Origin of the sequence: Acidovorax sp. ACV02 (assembly GCF_014851475.1) — a bacterium.
In the GTDB taxonomy this organism is placed as follows: Bacteria; Pseudomonadota; Gammaproteobacteria; order Burkholderiales; family Burkholderiaceae_C; genus Acidovorax; species Acidovorax delafieldii.
The window spans coordinates 294,949-309,620 of the sequence record NZ_JACUZU010000003.1; the positions used below are offsets into that span (position 1 = coordinate 294,949).

A 14,672-nucleotide genomic window follows, 5' to 3' on the forward strand; every position below is an offset into this window, starting at 1 on the left:
CGTTACTTCACCTTCGCCAGTTCTTCGCCGAAGGGTTCTAGCAGCTCCACCATGGCCGTGAGGTGCTGCGGAAACTTGGCCTGGGCAAACGACACCAGGCGCTGCAGCACGTCGAGCTGGATGGCCTGCTTGTTCAACTCGGGCGACAGGCGCTTGAAGCTTGCCATGGTCTTGTTGAAGCTGTCGCTCATGCTGGCGAGCGTTTCCGCCCGTTGCATCGGCCCCATGTCCTTGGCTTCCCGCAGCAGGTCCATGGTGGCCTGGTGTTGCACCAGGTAGTCTTCTAGCAGCTTCTTGCTCAGGCTGGCGAAGTTGTCATCACCCAGTGCCATGGCGGCGCGAACGCTGTCCCAGTCGTCGCCCTTGTCGGCGGCTTCTTGCTTCCAGCGATTGGCGGTGCTGCGTGGCACGCCCACCTTCTTGCAGGCGGTCTCCATCGGTAGGCGCTGGTACACATACAGGCCCCGGAGCTGCGTGCGCTTCTCGGATGCGTGAGCCATTACTGTCCGGCGCCTCCACGGCCCAGCCATTGCTTCACGCCCTCGATAGCCAGGGCGATCCCGATGGACACGGCAGAGCCGCTGATGGCTCCAGCCACTGCCGCCTTTTGTTCCACCACGCGCAGGCGCTTGTCGATAGCGTTGTGGCGCTCTTCCATGCGCTGGTCGAGGGCGTCGATGCGCTGATCCTGGCGGCCCAGGTGGGCGGTAATGCTGTCGAGCTTGCCGTCCATCTTTCCCAGCAGCATCAGTTCGTCTTTTTCCATTGGCATGGAGAGGTCACTTTCCGTTTAAAAAATCGATCAGGTGTTGGTAGCGCTGGCGCTCGTCTGCGCAGGCTTTGGCGTTGGCTGCGTGGTTGGCCCAGGCGTCGTCGAGGGTGAGGCCGGAGCCTTGGGCACAAGCAGCGTCGGTGCTTTCGGCGGGAGCAGCAAGGCCGCAGGAACCGGCCGCTTGGTCGATGCCGGTGAGGGAGCCGTTCCACATGCGGACAGCAGCAAGAGTGAGGACAGGGCTGCTATCGACAGCAGTTGCAGGCGCACTCCGCTCATCCGGTCCTGGCGAGTCAGGCCCAGGCGATTCGCTGCGGGTGACAACAACCACAGGCCCAGGAACAACAAGAGGCACACGGCGGCGAAGGTCTTGATAAGTGGCGTTGAGGGCGGCATAGCGGTCTTCCTGGTCAAGGTGTTCGCTGAGGTAGTTGGCGGCGGCTTGGTCGGCGCGCTTGGTTTCCTTGGCGGTCTCTGCGCGCTCGGCTTCCAGAGCGTTCGCGTGCTTGGCCTGCCAGGCGTTGTCGGTGGCGGTGTGACCCCACCAGTAGCCTCCACCGACCAAGGCCAGGGCGGAAACGAGGGCGATGAGCAGACGAGCGGCCATGGCATCAATGGGGCAGTTGGCCGACCATCCACATGACGGCCAGGCAGAAGATGAGGAAGGCGATCAGGGCCGCGCCTGCAACGCCCATCAAGATGCGCTTGAGGGTCTTCATTGCTGCAGCTCAGTGCACTTCTTGTGGCGCTCAATCTGCCGTGTCCACACTCCTCGACAGACCTTGTTGCCGGGCGTGCTGCAGTCGAACTCCCAGCGGCTGGGCTTGCCCTGGGCGTCGCGCCGGCTCACGGTCCAGCCTGGCCCTTCCTGGCGGGCGCTGGTCAGCTTGCGGTAGTCGAGCAGGCCATCGCACGCGGGCTTGTAGTTGCCCGCAAGCAGTTCGCGCCGCATTGCGGATGTGCGCCATGCGCCCATGCCGTACTGGTACACCCAATCGAGATACAGGTCGTATTCGCCCTGGTGGAGCGCCACGCCAGGCAGGCTGTCGCGGAAAGCGGCCTCATCCTTGGTGATATGGGCATGGGCTTTGATAAGCGCGCGCACCGGGGTGGTGGTGTCGCCCATCTGCACGGGGGTGCCGTCTTCGTGGATGGTGGAGCCGAAGCCCACAGTGGGACGGTCGCCCTGCGTGGGAACGATGGCTTTGTCGGTGTAGCTCTCGTGGACCACCAGGCCCACCAGCCCAGCCGCCGAGAGTGACATGACTGCGACGATCTGACGCGGGCTCACGTTGCCGCGCATCCCTTTCTTTGATTGCGCTCGTGGCCCAGCACTCCAGCCGAGGACGCTGGTGAGCAGCAGCACCGTGAAGATGCCTAGGAGAAAAGAGGTGGTGATTTCCATGCCGCGACTGTCGAGGTCGGGGCAGAAAAAAATAAGGCCGACATAAGTCGGCCTGAGAGCGAGAGAAGGTTCGCTAGTGAACTAAACGTTAGAAGGCCTTCGTATCATCACTCAGTCTAATCATTCTCCTCTGGCGCAAAAGGCCCATCATAGGACTGCGCCATCACTTGAATCGTGGCGAGAACCTTGTCGGGCATGGCCCGCCCTTGTAACTCCTCCATAACATCCTGTTGAACGTAGTATCTGGAGGGCAAATCTGGATTATTGACGTTGGCAACCCCTTCTTTAGAGCACGCGCTCAAGACCTTCCTTACGGCAGCATCCCGTTCTGCAGACGTTGCCTCTATTTCCTCAGGAAGCCTTTCAAAACACTGACCGTCAATAATCTCGTCGATTACAGACCGATGCCAGACGGTGCCTATTTGCGGATCAATGTCTTTCGCGACCCCCACTCTTCCAACATACACACCGGCAAGAATAGCAATCTGCCGACCAAAAAATGTTGTTTTGCCTCCAATCCGGAGATTTCCCCTTGGACTGTAGAAAACGACTGGGGAGCCAGACATTCCCTTATGGGATGCGCTGTCAATCAGAAATTTAGGCTGACGATCGAGTCCTTGCTGTATGGACGATGCAATCGTCGCTCGTTTCCAAACAGGCTGCGAGAGATGGGTCTGGATGTTTTGAGGGTAGCCAGGAATAAACAGCTCTTCAGTGACGTCCACCGTTTCAAGCCACTGCTTTTCCAGATTCAGATCTTGGAGAGCAAACTGTTGAAATGGGCAAACCTCAAAGGAAGCGAAACTAGCACCTTGGCCGGGGAATACAGAGCGAAACGGTTGCTTAAAACGCTCGGTCCCAACAAAGCCCTCAAAGTCGAGAGAGTCGGGATCAAAAGGTATGGCTACGACATCTACCCGAGGCCAGCGCTGTGGATGAACGTAGAAAAGAGCCTTCGCAGAATCGGCAAGGGGCACAATGAGCGTGCACGGAGTCAAACCGCTCTGGCCATTCTTCGTTTTGACGCTCAGCCGGAGAGTTACAACAAGGTTGTCTGGCACAGCGGCAGCCCCACTCTGGCAGACTAATGTTTCCGAATGGCGACCTGTTACGTTATGCCAAGCGGTAATGATGAAGAGCTTGTCATTTCTTTCGTACAGAAAGCCCGTGCCAATAGCAAGCTCCGTCGCTCCGAACCGCATTTTCAGATGCACAACAGAATTTTCAACAGCGGCCATAGTGATCTTGGAGAGTGGTTCTGGATAGGCGCCGGCATCGGATTCTAGGGCGCCAAAACTAACGACTAACAGCAGTTATTTTTCCATTATCTATATAGATGAATTTCACGGGTGAGTGGCGAGCGTAAACATACTGCTTGCGTACTCCAAGCTGGGTTTCAGTCTCATTTACTTGCAGGTAGTCCCACTCCCTTGCAAAAACCGTGCAATTCAGAAATTGAGCTTCAGACATTCCCACAGTCGGCTGTGCCTTAAAGTCTTTTCCACAAAGTTTTTGGTCATCTCTCCGGCCACGTGCCTCGGCTTTCTCAAGCATCTGCCTAGTCTCTATGTTGGCCTGGATTTTCTTCTGCATCTCAGGTCGTTCTATCTGTGATTCAAATGAGCGCGCAACATCAGAAGCACTCATCACTGCAGGTGGCTGTGCAGAGACGGGCGCTCTGCTCGGAGCAGAAAGGCTTTTTGCGCCGTCTGAGCACGGAGCATCCTGAAAGATTACCTTCCCGTCTTCGCCTGCGCATTTGTTGACGGCCCAACTCGGCGCCATGAATAGAACTATGGCAAGGAGAACTACCTGCTTGAGCATGCCAACTCCGGTCTAATTGAACGTAACGCCGCCCCAACGAACCCGACCAAGCACCGAAAAATCACGATGCGCCTCTTCATCGGTGCCTTCTATTTCAAAGGACGAGTACTCTGGGTTTGAACTACTGACGCGAAGCACTTTGCCTGGCAAGCGTTGCAATTGCTTCAACATCAGCGCTCCATCAAGACGGATTGCATGAATGCCTTCAGTCAGCACGTCCTTTGCTCGAAGATCCAGCATCGTGGTGTCTCTAGACCGCAGCAGCGGCTCCATTGAGTTTCCAATCACCGACACCAGCGCCAACTCGTTGTGAGCTATGCCGAGGTCCTGGCGGATGAACTTGGTGTCAAACGGGCGCATCGCAACAACGCGCTCCACATCGCAGAACACGCCATTGCCCGCCGACATCGCAACGTCGAAATGCGGGACGTAGATGTACTCGCCCAACTCCACGGCCTGAACACTGCGTCCGACCTTGTCGGATTTCACTTGCCCCGTCAGGAGCCACTCCGCCGGGCATTTACCTATCTCCGCCATCCTCAAGAGAGCAAAGGCGTCAGGGATCGTTATGCCGCGCTCGAACTTCCCAATCGTGTTGACATGTAGATCAAGGCGGCGCGCGAACTCCTCGCGAGTGAAGCCGGATCGGCACGACCTGATTCGCTCGCCCAGTGAAGCCGCATAGGCATCGCGAAGTTCGTTGCTCGGTCTATCCATGATCTCAACACCACGCGAAGCGAGGTGAACATTTTAGTGTGTCCATGAACACATTAAAGCATGCAGAACTCAAAACGGAAACACCTGATACCACCTATGCCCCCGAAGGGCAACTCGATCACCAATGGAAACACACTCTTTTATGTGTTGAAAAAGCTTGCAAGAACATTTATTTGTGTTTACCATCATGATCATGGACACACAAAAATGTATGCAGCAGACAGATTGGCATCCTGCGGATGTCAAAGCCGCACTCGAAAAGAAAGGTGTAAGCCTCCGTCAACTCGCTAAGGAGCATGGCTACTCACACTTTCAGCGCGTCCTAACGACCCACTGGTGGGCCGTTGAGCAGATCGTTGCCAATGCTCTTGGCAAGACCGCCCAGGAAATCTGGCCGTCCAGATACGTCACCACGCGCGCAAAGGCCCAGGCTAGAACCGTCAAGATCACGGTGACTCGCTCAGGGCGCATCCGCAAACAGCAGGAGCCACGCGCATGACTTGGCTCACTGCACGCGAAATTGCGGGGTTGCCCGGCATGCCCAGCACAGAGTTCCGCACTCGCGAGAAGCTCGAAAAATTGGGAGTACCACGCCAGCCGCGCACCGGTCGTGTCGGTGGGGGCACTGAATACGACTCCAGGGCACTGTCCGCAGAAACCCGTGCAGCCATTGCAGCCCGCAAGGTCGCAAAGGCTGCAAGCGCAGTCCTGGCTCAGGTTGACCCAGCTCCGGTGGTGTCTTTCGCCTCACCAGAAAAGCCGCTGCCCGCACCTCTGGCCCCTATGCCAGAGCCCACCCGCCGCCCGCCCAGCCTGACCGACAAGGCCACGGCCGACGCCCGCATGCTGCTGGTGAACATGGTGCTCGACCTGGAGCCCATGCACGGCATCAAGCGTGCATGCAACCTAGTGGCTCTGCAGCTCGCCAGCGGCCAGGCCAACGCCGAGTTGCGAGCCACCGCACGCAAGGCCAACCAGCGCGCCCGCGCCGACCAGGTCAGCGCCCGCACCTTAGAGCGTTACATTGGTTTCTATCGCGCTGATGGCTGGTGGGGCTTGCTGCCCGCGCCAGCACCAGAGCCCGCCCTGCAGGACGTCGAGCGGGATGTGGCCGCAGTGCTTGGTTTGTTCCACAGCCGGGACGCGCGTTTTCGCAAACTCACAGGCGCAGCCAAGGAAGTGACCCGCCAGCTCGGCCGGGACTTCGATACATGGAGGGCCCTGTATGCCCGGGCGCGCCGCTCCCTGGACAAGCTGGGCAAGAGCCACCTGGCCAACACCGCATTGATCAAGGCCCGCTTCGCACCCGGTGCGCAGCGCGACGCCCAACTGCCCTTCAAATGGCGCGACACCTCGGGTCTGAAGGCCAATGACGTTGCGCTGATTGACGGCCACACGTTTAAAGCCAAGGTACGCCACCCAGATCACGGAGCACCGTTCGCCCCCGAGCTGACCGTGACTCTGGATGCCAAGACCCGGATGGTCACAGGCTGGTCAGTGAACCTGTCGGAGAACGTGCGTGCGGTGGGCGATGCCTTGCGGCATGCAGTGGGCCAATGGGGCGTGCCAGCCATTCTCTACGGCGACAACGGTGCCGGTGAAACCGCCAAGCAGATGGATTGCCCGATTGACGGGTTCTGCGCTCGGCTGGGGATTGACCACCGCACCGGGATCGCTGGCAAGCCGCAAGGCCACGGGGGCATTGAGCGCCTGTGGCAAACGGTGGGCATCAACTGCGCTCGCAACTTCGCCACCTACCAAGGCAAGGACGTTGATGGCGGCACCTTCCGCAAAGTGGCTGCCGAGCTGCAGAAAGAGCAGCGCGCCGTGCGCCGCGCTCAGCAATCGGGCGAGGTTGTGGTGCTCAGCTCCAAGGTGCCAACCTGGCAGCAGTTCATCGACGCGGTCGAGAAGGCTGTGCATGAGTACAACCACGAGCACCGCCACCGCATGCTGCCCAAGCGCGCTGACGGCAAGCACATGACCCCTGCCGAGGCATGGGCCGCTGAGTACAAGGTCGAAGAGCAGGAGCTACTCACCCAGCTTGAGCTGCGCATGATGTTCATGCCAGCCGTGCTGCGCACCGCCAAGCGCGGGCAAGTGACCTTCTTCAACCAGACCTATGCAGCCCCGGAGCTGATGCGCCGAGATGTGGATGGCCGCGAGGTTAGCGTGCGCTACGACATCCACGACCCAAGCTTTGTGCTGGTCTACACGCTGGACGGTGACTACGTCTGCGAGGCCAAGTACGAAGCCAGCCGCCGCGACTTCTTCCCAACGCCCGTGATTGACATGGCCCGGGAGAAGCGCGTGAAGGCCGCCGTCAAGCGCCGTGAGCAGCAGATCGATCTCGCATTGCGCGAGCTGCAGACCACGGTGCAATCCGCCCAGTTTTCCCTGCCGGAGCCCAGCACGCCATTCGTGGTCGTGCCCTCCACCCCGGAGGTTTTCTCCTCCCTCCCTCCCTGTTCTTCCTCCGAGGGCGAGGCCGTGCAAGCGGCTTCGGGCAGGCCTTTCTTTGACACGTCCAGCGACCGCTACGAGTGGCTCATGGCGCACCGCGATCAATGGGACGCAGGTGACGAGCAATGGCTGCGCCAGTACGTGAAAAGCGATGGATATGAGGGCTTGGCCGACTACTACGCGGCGCGGGGCCTGGGGTGGGATGACGCGGACGAGCAGTCCGGTTTTAAGAGTGCCCTGTGACGGCGGCAACCGTCACAGAGCGTGCCTGAGTGATTTTGAGAGACCCAAACGAAGGGGAATGTAAGGTGAAAAAAGGATTCGTGCAAACCACCAACTTCCGGCTGCTCAAGGAGGCCGAGAAGATCGTTGAGCGCCGGGGCGCACGCGAGGCCAGTCTGGTGCTGATCCAGGGCAAATTCGGTATCGGCAAGTCTGAGATGACTGAGCGCTGGGCCAGCGAGAACGGCCATGTGTTCATCCGCGCCAAGAAGGTGTGGACACCTCGCTCCATGCTGGAAGACATCGCCGCCGAGCTAGGAGTGGCAGTACGTGGTTCTGCCAAGGACATCGAGAACCGCATTACCCAGCACCTGGCGCAGACCATGCAGGCGCTCATCATTGATGAAGCCGACTATCTGGCCGACATGAAGAGCGCAGCCAAGCTGGAGACCATCCGTGATATCTCCGACGTTACCGGCACCATGGTGTTCCTGGTCGGCATGCAGGACTTCCCGGCCATCGTGCAGCGGTACGAGCACATCGCCAGCCGCGTGGCGCGCATCGTGCAACTGCACCCACTGAGCCTGGCAGACGTGCAGGCGACCTGCAAGGCCAAAGCCGAGGTGGCGCTTTCGCCCGCCCTGGTGGAACAAATCCACCGCGACAGCAAGGGCCGCATGCGCCACTTGCTCAACGCCATCGCCAACATCGAGGTATGGGCCGAGACCAATAGCTGGACAGAGGTGGATGTGGCCCACGTGAAGGGCAAGCCCCTGTGCACGGACTTTACCGGCCACATTGCGGCCAACAAGGGGGTGTGATGGCCTTCTTGCAATGGTTCTTCCTCCCCGCACTGGCGGGTATCGGCGCCAACGTCAAGCGCACAACCCAGGCGATCACCGCCGCCGATGTCAGTCAATGGGCGACTAGCGATCACCTGCACTATCCCGTCGGTATCGCTGACCTGGCTCTGTCATCCCTGCAGAAGCAGGGGTACGTGGAATCACGGGCCTTAAAGCCACAGAGGTCGCGTAGCCCCCGGCTGTGGTTCGCCACAGCGACTGGGCTGCAGGTTGCCCAGGCTGCAGTGCAGGCAATGCCAGGCGCCACGCCCGACCTGCAGGCCCTGCCCACCCGTGTGTGGAACCTGCTGCGCATCCGCCGCCGCCTGACCGCCGTCGAAGCGGCAGAGACGCTGATCGACGCAGACGACAACTTCGACGCTCAGACCAAACGCATCGGCGCGCTGCTCGCAGCCTGGACTAAGCACCCGACCTCTGCGGTTGTGACCGGCCAAAAGCGCGAGGCAGGTGGGCGCCTGCGCTACGTCCTGGTCAAAGACCTGGGACGCTGGCCACCGCCAACCAAGCCCCGGCAGATACACCCCAGCCAGCTGCCAAACGCGAGCGCAGTGCCCGCACGCTATCGCAAAGCATCGAACGCCGTTGCCAGTGACTCAGAAGGGTACATCGACCAATGAAGCCACCTTATATGAGCGAGTCATGGTTTGAACTGCTGCAGCAGCGCACCGAGGGACAGCAACGCACCCAGGTGGCAAAGACGCTGGGTATCAGCCCTGCCACCTTGAGCCAGGTTCTCAACGGCAGCGGGGAATACGGCAAGGGCACGGCCAGCACTTCGCGTGTGGCCGACAAGGTGGTCCACACCTTCGGCCGCTACGTGTGTCCGCACCTGACCGAGGAGGCAGGAGGCGTGTCCCAAGAGGTCACTGCCGATCAATGCCGGGCACATGCACACCGCAGCGCGCCGTCAACGCCGAGGGACATGCGGCATTGGCAGGCATGCAACCAGTGCCCCCACAAGGCAGCCAGCGCGCCACCCGTGGCGCGTGCGGTTCAGCCGTGCAACAAGGTCATTCCCATCCACAGCACACCGGTCCCGCAGGAGGCCAAATGAATGCTTTAAAGACCATCGCCATTGGCGGCCCCGTGGGCTTGGCGCACGCGGTGCGCGAAGCCTGGGTGGCCCGCCGAATCCGTCGCATTGCGACCTACATGGACCGCGAGCGCGTACTCCATCGCGAGCACATGGCTCAGCTCCGCGCCGAGCTGGATGCGCTCCAGGCCAAGCAGATCAGCAGCACCGCCCGCGCGGCCAGCTTCTGGAAAGGCCTGTCATGAGCACTGCACCGAACTACCAGCGCCCGCCGCTTCGCTGGATCACCCGCCGTGCCCGCTGCCTGCAAAACGGCTTCGGCATCAACCGCCGCGAGGCACTACGCTTCGCCGTCATCGACTACGCCTGGTTCCAGGGCATGCGTGGGCTCACGGTGGTCCAGGGAGGGCGCAGCCATGGCTAAGGGACTGACTCTCGATTGCGCAGCCCTCTGGGCCTTCATTCGCAAGGATGGTGGCTGGTGGAGCGTGCTGCGCCTGACCAGCCATTGGAGCCCCACCTACAGCCTGGCCGAGGTGGAGGAGTGCCTCGCCACGCTGCTCAAGGGTGGGTTTCTGGAGTGCCAGACCCTGCACCGCGCTGGCACCGTCTACGCCGTCACTCCAACGTGCCTGCCGCTGCCTGGCGCCGCAAGTGCCACCACCACGCAGCCCGAAGACGCAGGCCCCACGGCCGCCCCCACGCGTCCTGATGCCATGCGAGGGGCCTATGTGCCAACCCCCATGCCCACCGCTCGCCGGGGCGCTCTGGATCACACCAACTGCCCAAGCCTCTTACAGGGCAAACGCAATGCCTACAGAGGCACTGCCGCGTAAAGCCGCGCCCATCCACCGATCACCGACCAAGGAGAGAAAAAACCATGACAGAGAAAACCATCCCCAACGGCTACTGGGAAGACGCCAACGGCGCCCTGATTCCCGTGTCCAAGATCAAGGACATCGACAAGGACCGCCACCGCACAGTGTCCGACCTGTGCCAAGCCGCCGCCAAGCAGCACGCCGAGCTGGCCCGCTTCAAAGCCGCCGCCATGGCCGAAGTCAGCGACTTTATTGATCGCAGCTTGGCCCAGTACGAAGTGCAGCATGGTGGCAAGAAGGGCAACGTGACGCTGATCTCCTTTGATGGCCGGTACAAAGTAGTGCGCCAGATCCAGGAGAGCCTGGTGTTCGATGAACGCCTCATGGCGGCCAAGGCTTTGATTGATGAGTGCATCCAGGTGTGGAGCAAGGGCAGCAACGCACACATCAAGCTCCTCGTGAACGATGCGTTCCAGGTAGACCAGGCCGGGAAGATCAACACCGGCCGTGTTCTGGGCCTGCGCCGCGCCAAGATCGACGACGAGAAGTGGCAGCGCGCCATGGCCGCCATCGGCGACAGCATTCAGGTCGCAGGCAGCAAGCCCTATATCCGCTTCTATGAGCGCGATGCCAACGGTGTCTATCAGGCCATCAACCTGGACATGGCGGCCGTATGAACCAGCGTACCAGGCCCACCCCGGAGGTCATCGCGGTTGAGATTGAACGTCTGAAGGCCGTGCACCCGTTGGTGCCCACCCACTCGTTCTTTGGCGATGACAACCGAGCAGCCATCACTGCTCAAATCAGAGTGCTGCAAGAGCGCATGTCGCTGGATCAGATTCACGAAATCTTTGGTGAGCTGAGCGATGGAGGCGACTTCAGCCAGAACACGCTGGACTGCGCCCTGACCGCCCATGACTGGATGCAAGGCCTCTTGGCTGAAGACGAATCACCACCTGCATTTGGCTGGGAGGGCATCGCCCGATGAGTGCATCCCCACGCATCGTCTGTGTGTGCTGCCAGGTCAATGAAGTGGCTTGGTACGAGCTGACCTGCGACGCCTGCCGTCCCGCACTTGAGGCTGCAGGCCTGCTTGCCCCAGCACCTACCGACGACGAGCCTGCCGATCAGCGTATCCAGATCGGCCCCACAGATATTTAAAGAAGCCAACATGCAACAACTTGAAATGCTCTCCGCAGGCCTGGGCTTATTGGGGGCCTTCCTGCTCGCCACCAAAAGCCGCTACTCAGGGTTAGCCTTCGTGGCTTGGTTCGTCAGCAACCTGGGGTGGCTGATCTTTGGGGCACGCAACGCGCATTGGTTCTTCTTCGTCCAGCAGATCGGCTTCACCGTCACCTCGGTGCTCGGAATCTGGAACTGGCTAATTCAGCCCGCGATGCGTGGAGGAACGAAGGGCCCACTTCACCAAGATCGCTCTGGAGTCAGCGAATGAGACGTGCCATGTCATTGGCGCACGGACCTTCTGCGACCAACTCCGATGGCGTGCGCAGACGGGAACTGGGTCACATTCACCAAGGGAAGACGGCCTTGCAGTGGTCGGACGAAGACTACCGGTTTCACCTGCGCAATCTCACTGGCAAAAGCAGTGCCGCTGAGCTGGACGCAGCTGGCCGTCGTGTGGTGCTTGCTCACATGGCCTCACTTGGCTACACGTCCTCCGCAGCCAAGTTCCGCGTATTTGACCAGGCGGAGAAGATCAAATGGCTTTGGCGAAAGATCGACGAGGCGGGCGGGCTGCGCGACCCTAGTCCTTCTGCGCTGCTGGCGTTCGTTGGGCGAACCACCGGCATGGGTGTCTCTGATGTGAAGTTCCTGCCCACGCTGGAAGCCTCGAAGGTCATCGAAGCTCTCAAAGCAATGCTAGACCGGGCCAAGACCGCCCGACTCTGACTGCAATGCGCAACATCGTTCCTGCCGTCCCTGTAGAACTGCTGCCGCCCCTGCTGCAGGACTTCGAGCGCTTGATTGGCCAGGATGCCACCATGGCGCTAGTGAGGCATTCGGGAGGTCTGCGCATATATATCCCGACTCCAGAACGAGTCACGCCTGACCATCCGTTTGCGCATGAGATTGGTCTGGACAATCTTTTAAAGCTGGCGGAGGTGTACGGTGGAGAGGCGCACTTCCAGCTCCCGAAGGCGGAGAGGGCGCTCATCCAGGTGCGCAATGCACGCATCGCCCATGCCTACTCTACCCACAAGACGGCCCGCGAACTGGCCGTGGAGTACCACCTCACTGAGAGGCAGATTGTGCGAATCGTTGCTGAGATGGGGGTGTCAGCACCTGGCGACCGCAGACAGGCCACGTTGTTCTAATCGCTTAGTGACTTCGTACAGGATCGATTGGGTCGGCTTGTTTCATGATAGCCAGCGGTACCAAATCACGCATTTTTTGTGTCTTCAAATGCGGCATCTTTTGCGGGCGGCACATAAGCTTTCTGCCGACTGCGGCCAGTGTGGCGGCTGAAAGCGAACGCTCAACGTTTGACATGGGATATGACGACCCCATCGGGTGGAGCGAACTTGGCATCAGACTCAGACAACACCTGAACCATGTTCCGCGCCTGAGAGGAATCCTCAAAAGGAACCGTCGATAGCACCACCGAGGTGGAGCTACCGAGCAACTGGTCGCCAAGCGCCTCACAGCCGTACCCCAACGGAGTAGCTCGGTGAATATGTGCGATTAGCCCGTCCATGTAAAAGCGGAACGTCGGCAACGCGACGGGGGCGCCGTTCGGGATATATGGATTCGGCAAGTACTTGACATCCTGAATTGGCGTTTGGTTGTGGGCGTCCCCCTTAGTAGAAAGTTGCGTCAACTGAACCGGGAAGAAGCTCAACGGTGCCTCAACTACCCCCAATATTGCGTCACGTAGAAGCTCTAGTTCTTCCGCCGAAACCGAAATATCGCTGAATTCCGCTCTATTGCTTGCGGCTGCGCGCCAAAGAAGGCTGTGGAAGAAGAGGCGAAGCCGCTTCGTATCAATGTTATCGACAGACCTGATGCCTAAAGACTCGACGACGACGGTGTGCAATTCTCCGAGTTGTTGATCACCCCTCCATCCGCTCCACACCAAGCGATGTTTGCGAAGCTCGGAAATCGCCCAGTGGTCCAAGTCGGAAAGATATCTCTCGCCGTCCGCCGTCACAAGCTCCGAGTCGTACCAGCTCGTCCAGCGTCGAGTCGGAGGTCGTCCTTCCCCATACTGAAACAGCGGGCGCCCTCGAACCGAGGGTCGTGTTAGCGCCTCAGGGATGAGGTGAGAAGCAACGAATGGGCCTGTCTTGCCGGTCAACTTGCAAGTCCCCTGGCGGGCTTCGGTTGGAGCTTGGTCAGTGTGCATTTTCGTGCGCGGCTTAGCGCCTAACGTTTGGGGCGAGAGGCATGCATATCCGCTCGATTGAAGGACTAGGATGTATTTTGACTGCCTAAGTACGCCACCGATCGGTCCAGCCTTGACCGTCGAAAGATTCTTTGTACCCCGCTAGTGAAGTTACCAACTCTTCGATCATCCGCTCAACATCTGTCGTCACGTTTCCCACACAGATGACGTGGACGATTGTGCCGCCCGTCCCCGGCCCACCTGGCTCCGAGTGAGCGCGATGCCAGCGGAATCTTGCAGCGATGGCGTCTGCAAAGAACTCTTGAGGCGATCTGCCAGCAAATGATTGTGGTGAGAAATACTGCGCCAACGTGACAAGGATTCCTTGCAGCGCATCGATGTATTCATACGATGCCGCGACCATTCGTGATGTGACCCCACTGTCCCATTCGGGCTGGGCGTGTTTCTTGAGTTCTGATCTGAATGCGGGGAGTGAGTTGATGTACGCGAGCGGGGCTTCCCGGGGGATGTGTTCGGGAGCACTTGGCTCGGGTGTGGGCAGGGAATGCGGATCTACTTGACGCCTAACGGCTTGCTCGTCGGCTCTAGTTCGACGACCTACTACACGCTCCAACCATTCGTCCCGGTAGCGTGTAACGAGAGGGGCATTTAGCTTGCGGCCAAAGCCCCCCTTCAGTTGTGTGTCGTTGTGGCACTCCAGGCAAAGCACCGCCAGATTAGTTGAAATGTTATTGCTCGGATTTTCATCAATGTGATGCAACTGCAAGGCCTTGCCGCGCTCTCGACAAACGCAACATGTATTGTCGGAGGCGAACATGACCTCGGTGGAAAGGTCTACTCCAATTTCTGTCCGAATTTTCGCCATCGCAGTTGATGCGCTTTAACCTGCTGTATCCCGCAAAACCTGCGGGAAAAACTGGACTACGCGGAATTTTTTGGACATTGATCCCTCCTGAAGGTGGTTTGTGGCTTGTTAACTGTTAGCGCGCAGTTTCAAAGCATAGAGATAAATTTCCGTCAAATCCGGCAAGCCTCCACCCAACAAACTTTAAACCGGACGCTAAGACAGCGCGGTTTGGACTGAAGGCCACGGGTAGCGAACCAATGCCAGCTTTGGGATGGTTTGTTTTAAATGGCGGTTTTGGTACCTTAGCCAACCGTCGGCATCACTTCCCAAATCGGGCATTGATT

23 protein-coding genes are annotated in these 14,672 nt (G+C 59.5%); 14 read left to right on the forward strand and 9 right to left on the reverse strand.

Translation table 11 applies throughout. The features are described 5' to 3' along the window. Positions 1–2 precede the first annotated feature (2 nt). The 7 genes from IB236_RS08685 to IB236_RS08715 form a co-directional block, all read right to left on the reverse strand. Positions 3–500, reverse strand: a complete 498-nt coding sequence (locus tag IB236_RS08685; RefSeq protein WP_108615948.1) for a DUF1804 family protein — start codon at positions 498–500, stop codon at positions 3–5. Beyond that, on the reverse strand, positions 500–772 hold the full coding sequence (locus IB236_RS08690) for a hypothetical protein (RefSeq protein ID WP_146185459.1): 273 nt from the start codon (positions 770–772) through the stop codon (positions 500–502). The genes IB236_RS08685 and IB236_RS08690 overlap by 1 nt, the downstream gene beginning before the upstream one ends. A gap of 7 nt (positions 773–779) precedes the next feature. After that, positions 780–1,379 (reverse strand): hypothetical protein, encoded by a 600-nt coding sequence (locus tag IB236_RS08695; RefSeq protein ID WP_192420144.1) that lies wholly within the window; start codon positions 1,377–1,379, stop codon positions 780–782. A 108-nt stretch (positions 1,380–1,487) separates the two neighbouring features. Next, positions 1,488–2,177, reverse strand: coding sequence for a lysozyme (locus IB236_RS08700; protein WP_225581039.1), 690 nt, complete (start codon positions 2,175–2,177; stop codon positions 1,488–1,490). A 116-nt stretch (positions 2,178–2,293) separates the two neighbouring features. Next, the gene (locus tag IB236_RS08705; protein ID WP_192420146.1) at positions 2,294–3,415 is read right to left on the reverse strand and encodes a hypothetical protein; all 1,122 of its coding nucleotides are present in this window, start codon (positions 3,413–3,415) and stop codon (positions 2,294–2,296) included. A 58-nt stretch (positions 3,416–3,473) separates the two neighbouring features. Further along, positions 3,474–4,001: a DUF4124 domain-containing protein gene (locus tag IB236_RS08710; RefSeq protein WP_192420148.1), complete on the reverse strand. Its 528-nt coding sequence runs from the start codon at positions 3,999–4,001 to the stop codon at positions 3,474–3,476. Between the two features lie 12 nt (positions 4,002–4,013). Continuing rightward, a complete protein-coding gene (locus IB236_RS08715) occupies positions 4,014–4,718 on the reverse strand; it encodes an XRE family transcriptional regulator (protein ID WP_192420150.1) in 705 nt (234 codons plus the stop codon). A gap of 175 nt (positions 4,719–4,893) precedes the next feature. Here IB236_RS08715 and IB236_RS08720 point away from each other — a divergent pair, with 175 nt between their 5' ends. The 14 genes from IB236_RS08720 (at position 4,894) to IB236_RS08785 (ending at position 12,453) form a co-directional block, all read left to right on the forward strand. Then, positions 4,894–5,217, forward strand: coding sequence for a helix-turn-helix domain-containing protein (locus IB236_RS08720; protein ID WP_370539904.1), 324 nt, complete (start codon positions 4,894–4,896; stop codon positions 5,215–5,217). After that, positions 5,214–7,424, forward strand: a complete 2,211-nt coding sequence (locus tag IB236_RS08725) for a Mu transposase C-terminal domain-containing protein (protein ID WP_192420152.1) — start codon at positions 5,214–5,216, stop codon at positions 7,422–7,424. Before IB236_RS08720 ends, IB236_RS08725 begins: the two co-directional genes overlap by 4 nt. 80 nt (positions 7,425–7,504) lie before the next feature. After that, positions 7,505–8,224, forward strand: coding sequence for an AAA family ATPase (locus IB236_RS08730; RefSeq protein WP_370539905.1), 720 nt, complete (start codon positions 7,505–7,507; stop codon positions 8,222–8,224). Beyond that, positions 8,224–8,883, forward strand: a complete 660-nt coding sequence (locus IB236_RS08735) for a hypothetical protein (RefSeq protein WP_192420155.1) — start codon at positions 8,224–8,226, stop codon at positions 8,881–8,883. Before IB236_RS08730 ends, IB236_RS08735 begins: the two co-directional genes overlap by 1 nt. 11 nt (positions 8,884–8,894) lie before the next feature. Further along, a complete protein-coding gene (locus IB236_RS08740; RefSeq protein WP_225581040.1) occupies positions 8,895–9,320 on the forward strand; it encodes a hypothetical protein in 426 nt (141 codons plus the stop codon). After that, positions 9,317–9,544 carry a hypothetical protein gene (locus IB236_RS08745; protein ID WP_192420157.1) on the forward strand — a complete coding sequence of 76 codons (228 nt, stop codon included), beginning with the start codon at positions 9,317–9,319 and terminating at the stop codon, positions 9,542–9,544. Before IB236_RS08740 ends, IB236_RS08745 begins: the two co-directional genes overlap by 4 nt. Further along, the gene (locus IB236_RS08750) at positions 9,541–9,723 is read left to right on the forward strand and encodes a hypothetical protein (protein WP_108616327.1); all 183 of its coding nucleotides are present in this window, start codon (positions 9,541–9,543) and stop codon (positions 9,721–9,723) included. The genes IB236_RS08745 and IB236_RS08750 overlap by 4 nt, the downstream gene beginning before the upstream one ends. Further along, a complete protein-coding gene (locus tag IB236_RS08755) occupies positions 9,716–10,135 on the forward strand; it encodes a hypothetical protein (RefSeq protein ID WP_192420158.1) in 420 nt (139 codons plus the stop codon). The genes IB236_RS08750 and IB236_RS08755 overlap by 8 nt, the downstream gene beginning before the upstream one ends. A 44-nt stretch (positions 10,136–10,179) precedes the next feature. Further along, on the forward strand, positions 10,180–10,794 hold the full coding sequence (locus IB236_RS08760) for a DUF3164 family protein (protein WP_108616324.1): 615 nt from the start codon (positions 10,180–10,182) through the stop codon (positions 10,792–10,794). Next, on the forward strand, positions 10,791–11,105 hold the full coding sequence (locus IB236_RS08765; protein ID WP_192420159.1) for a hypothetical protein: 315 nt from the start codon (positions 10,791–10,793) through the stop codon (positions 11,103–11,105). The genes IB236_RS08760 and IB236_RS08765 overlap by 4 nt, the downstream gene beginning before the upstream one ends. Next, positions 11,102–11,278: a hypothetical protein gene (locus IB236_RS08770; RefSeq protein WP_192420161.1), complete on the forward strand. Its 177-nt coding sequence runs from the start codon at positions 11,102–11,104 to the stop codon at positions 11,276–11,278. The genes IB236_RS08765 and IB236_RS08770 overlap by 4 nt, the downstream gene beginning before the upstream one ends. 10 nt (positions 11,279–11,288) lie before the next feature. After that, positions 11,289–11,570, forward strand: coding sequence for a hypothetical protein (locus tag IB236_RS08775; RefSeq protein ID WP_192420163.1), 282 nt, complete (start codon positions 11,289–11,291; stop codon positions 11,568–11,570). 8 nt (positions 11,571–11,578) lie between these two features. Further along, positions 11,579–12,028 carry a regulatory protein GemA gene (locus IB236_RS08780; protein ID WP_192420164.1) on the forward strand — a complete coding sequence of 150 codons (450 nt, stop codon included), beginning with the start codon at positions 11,579–11,581 and terminating at the stop codon, positions 12,026–12,028. Between the two features lie 5 nt (positions 12,029–12,033). After that, on the forward strand, positions 12,034–12,453 hold the full coding sequence (locus IB236_RS08785; protein WP_192420166.1) for a Mor transcription activator family protein: 420 nt from the start codon (positions 12,034–12,036) through the stop codon (positions 12,451–12,453). A 161-nt stretch (positions 12,454–12,614) separates the two neighbouring features. On the opposite strand, the gene IB236_RS08790 is transcribed toward IB236_RS08785, so the two are convergent. Together IB236_RS08790 and IB236_RS08795 are read right to left on the reverse strand one after the other, a co-directional pair. Then, positions 12,615–13,172: a hypothetical protein gene (locus IB236_RS08790; RefSeq protein ID WP_192420168.1), complete on the reverse strand. Its 558-nt coding sequence runs from the start codon at positions 13,170–13,172 to the stop codon at positions 12,615–12,617. A 394-nt stretch (positions 13,173–13,566) separates the two neighbouring features. Continuing rightward, positions 13,567–14,298, reverse strand: a complete 732-nt coding sequence (locus tag IB236_RS08795; RefSeq protein ID WP_192420170.1) for an HNH endonuclease signature motif containing protein — start codon at positions 14,296–14,298, stop codon at positions 13,567–13,569. Between the last annotated feature and the right edge of the window lie 374 nt (positions 14,299–14,672).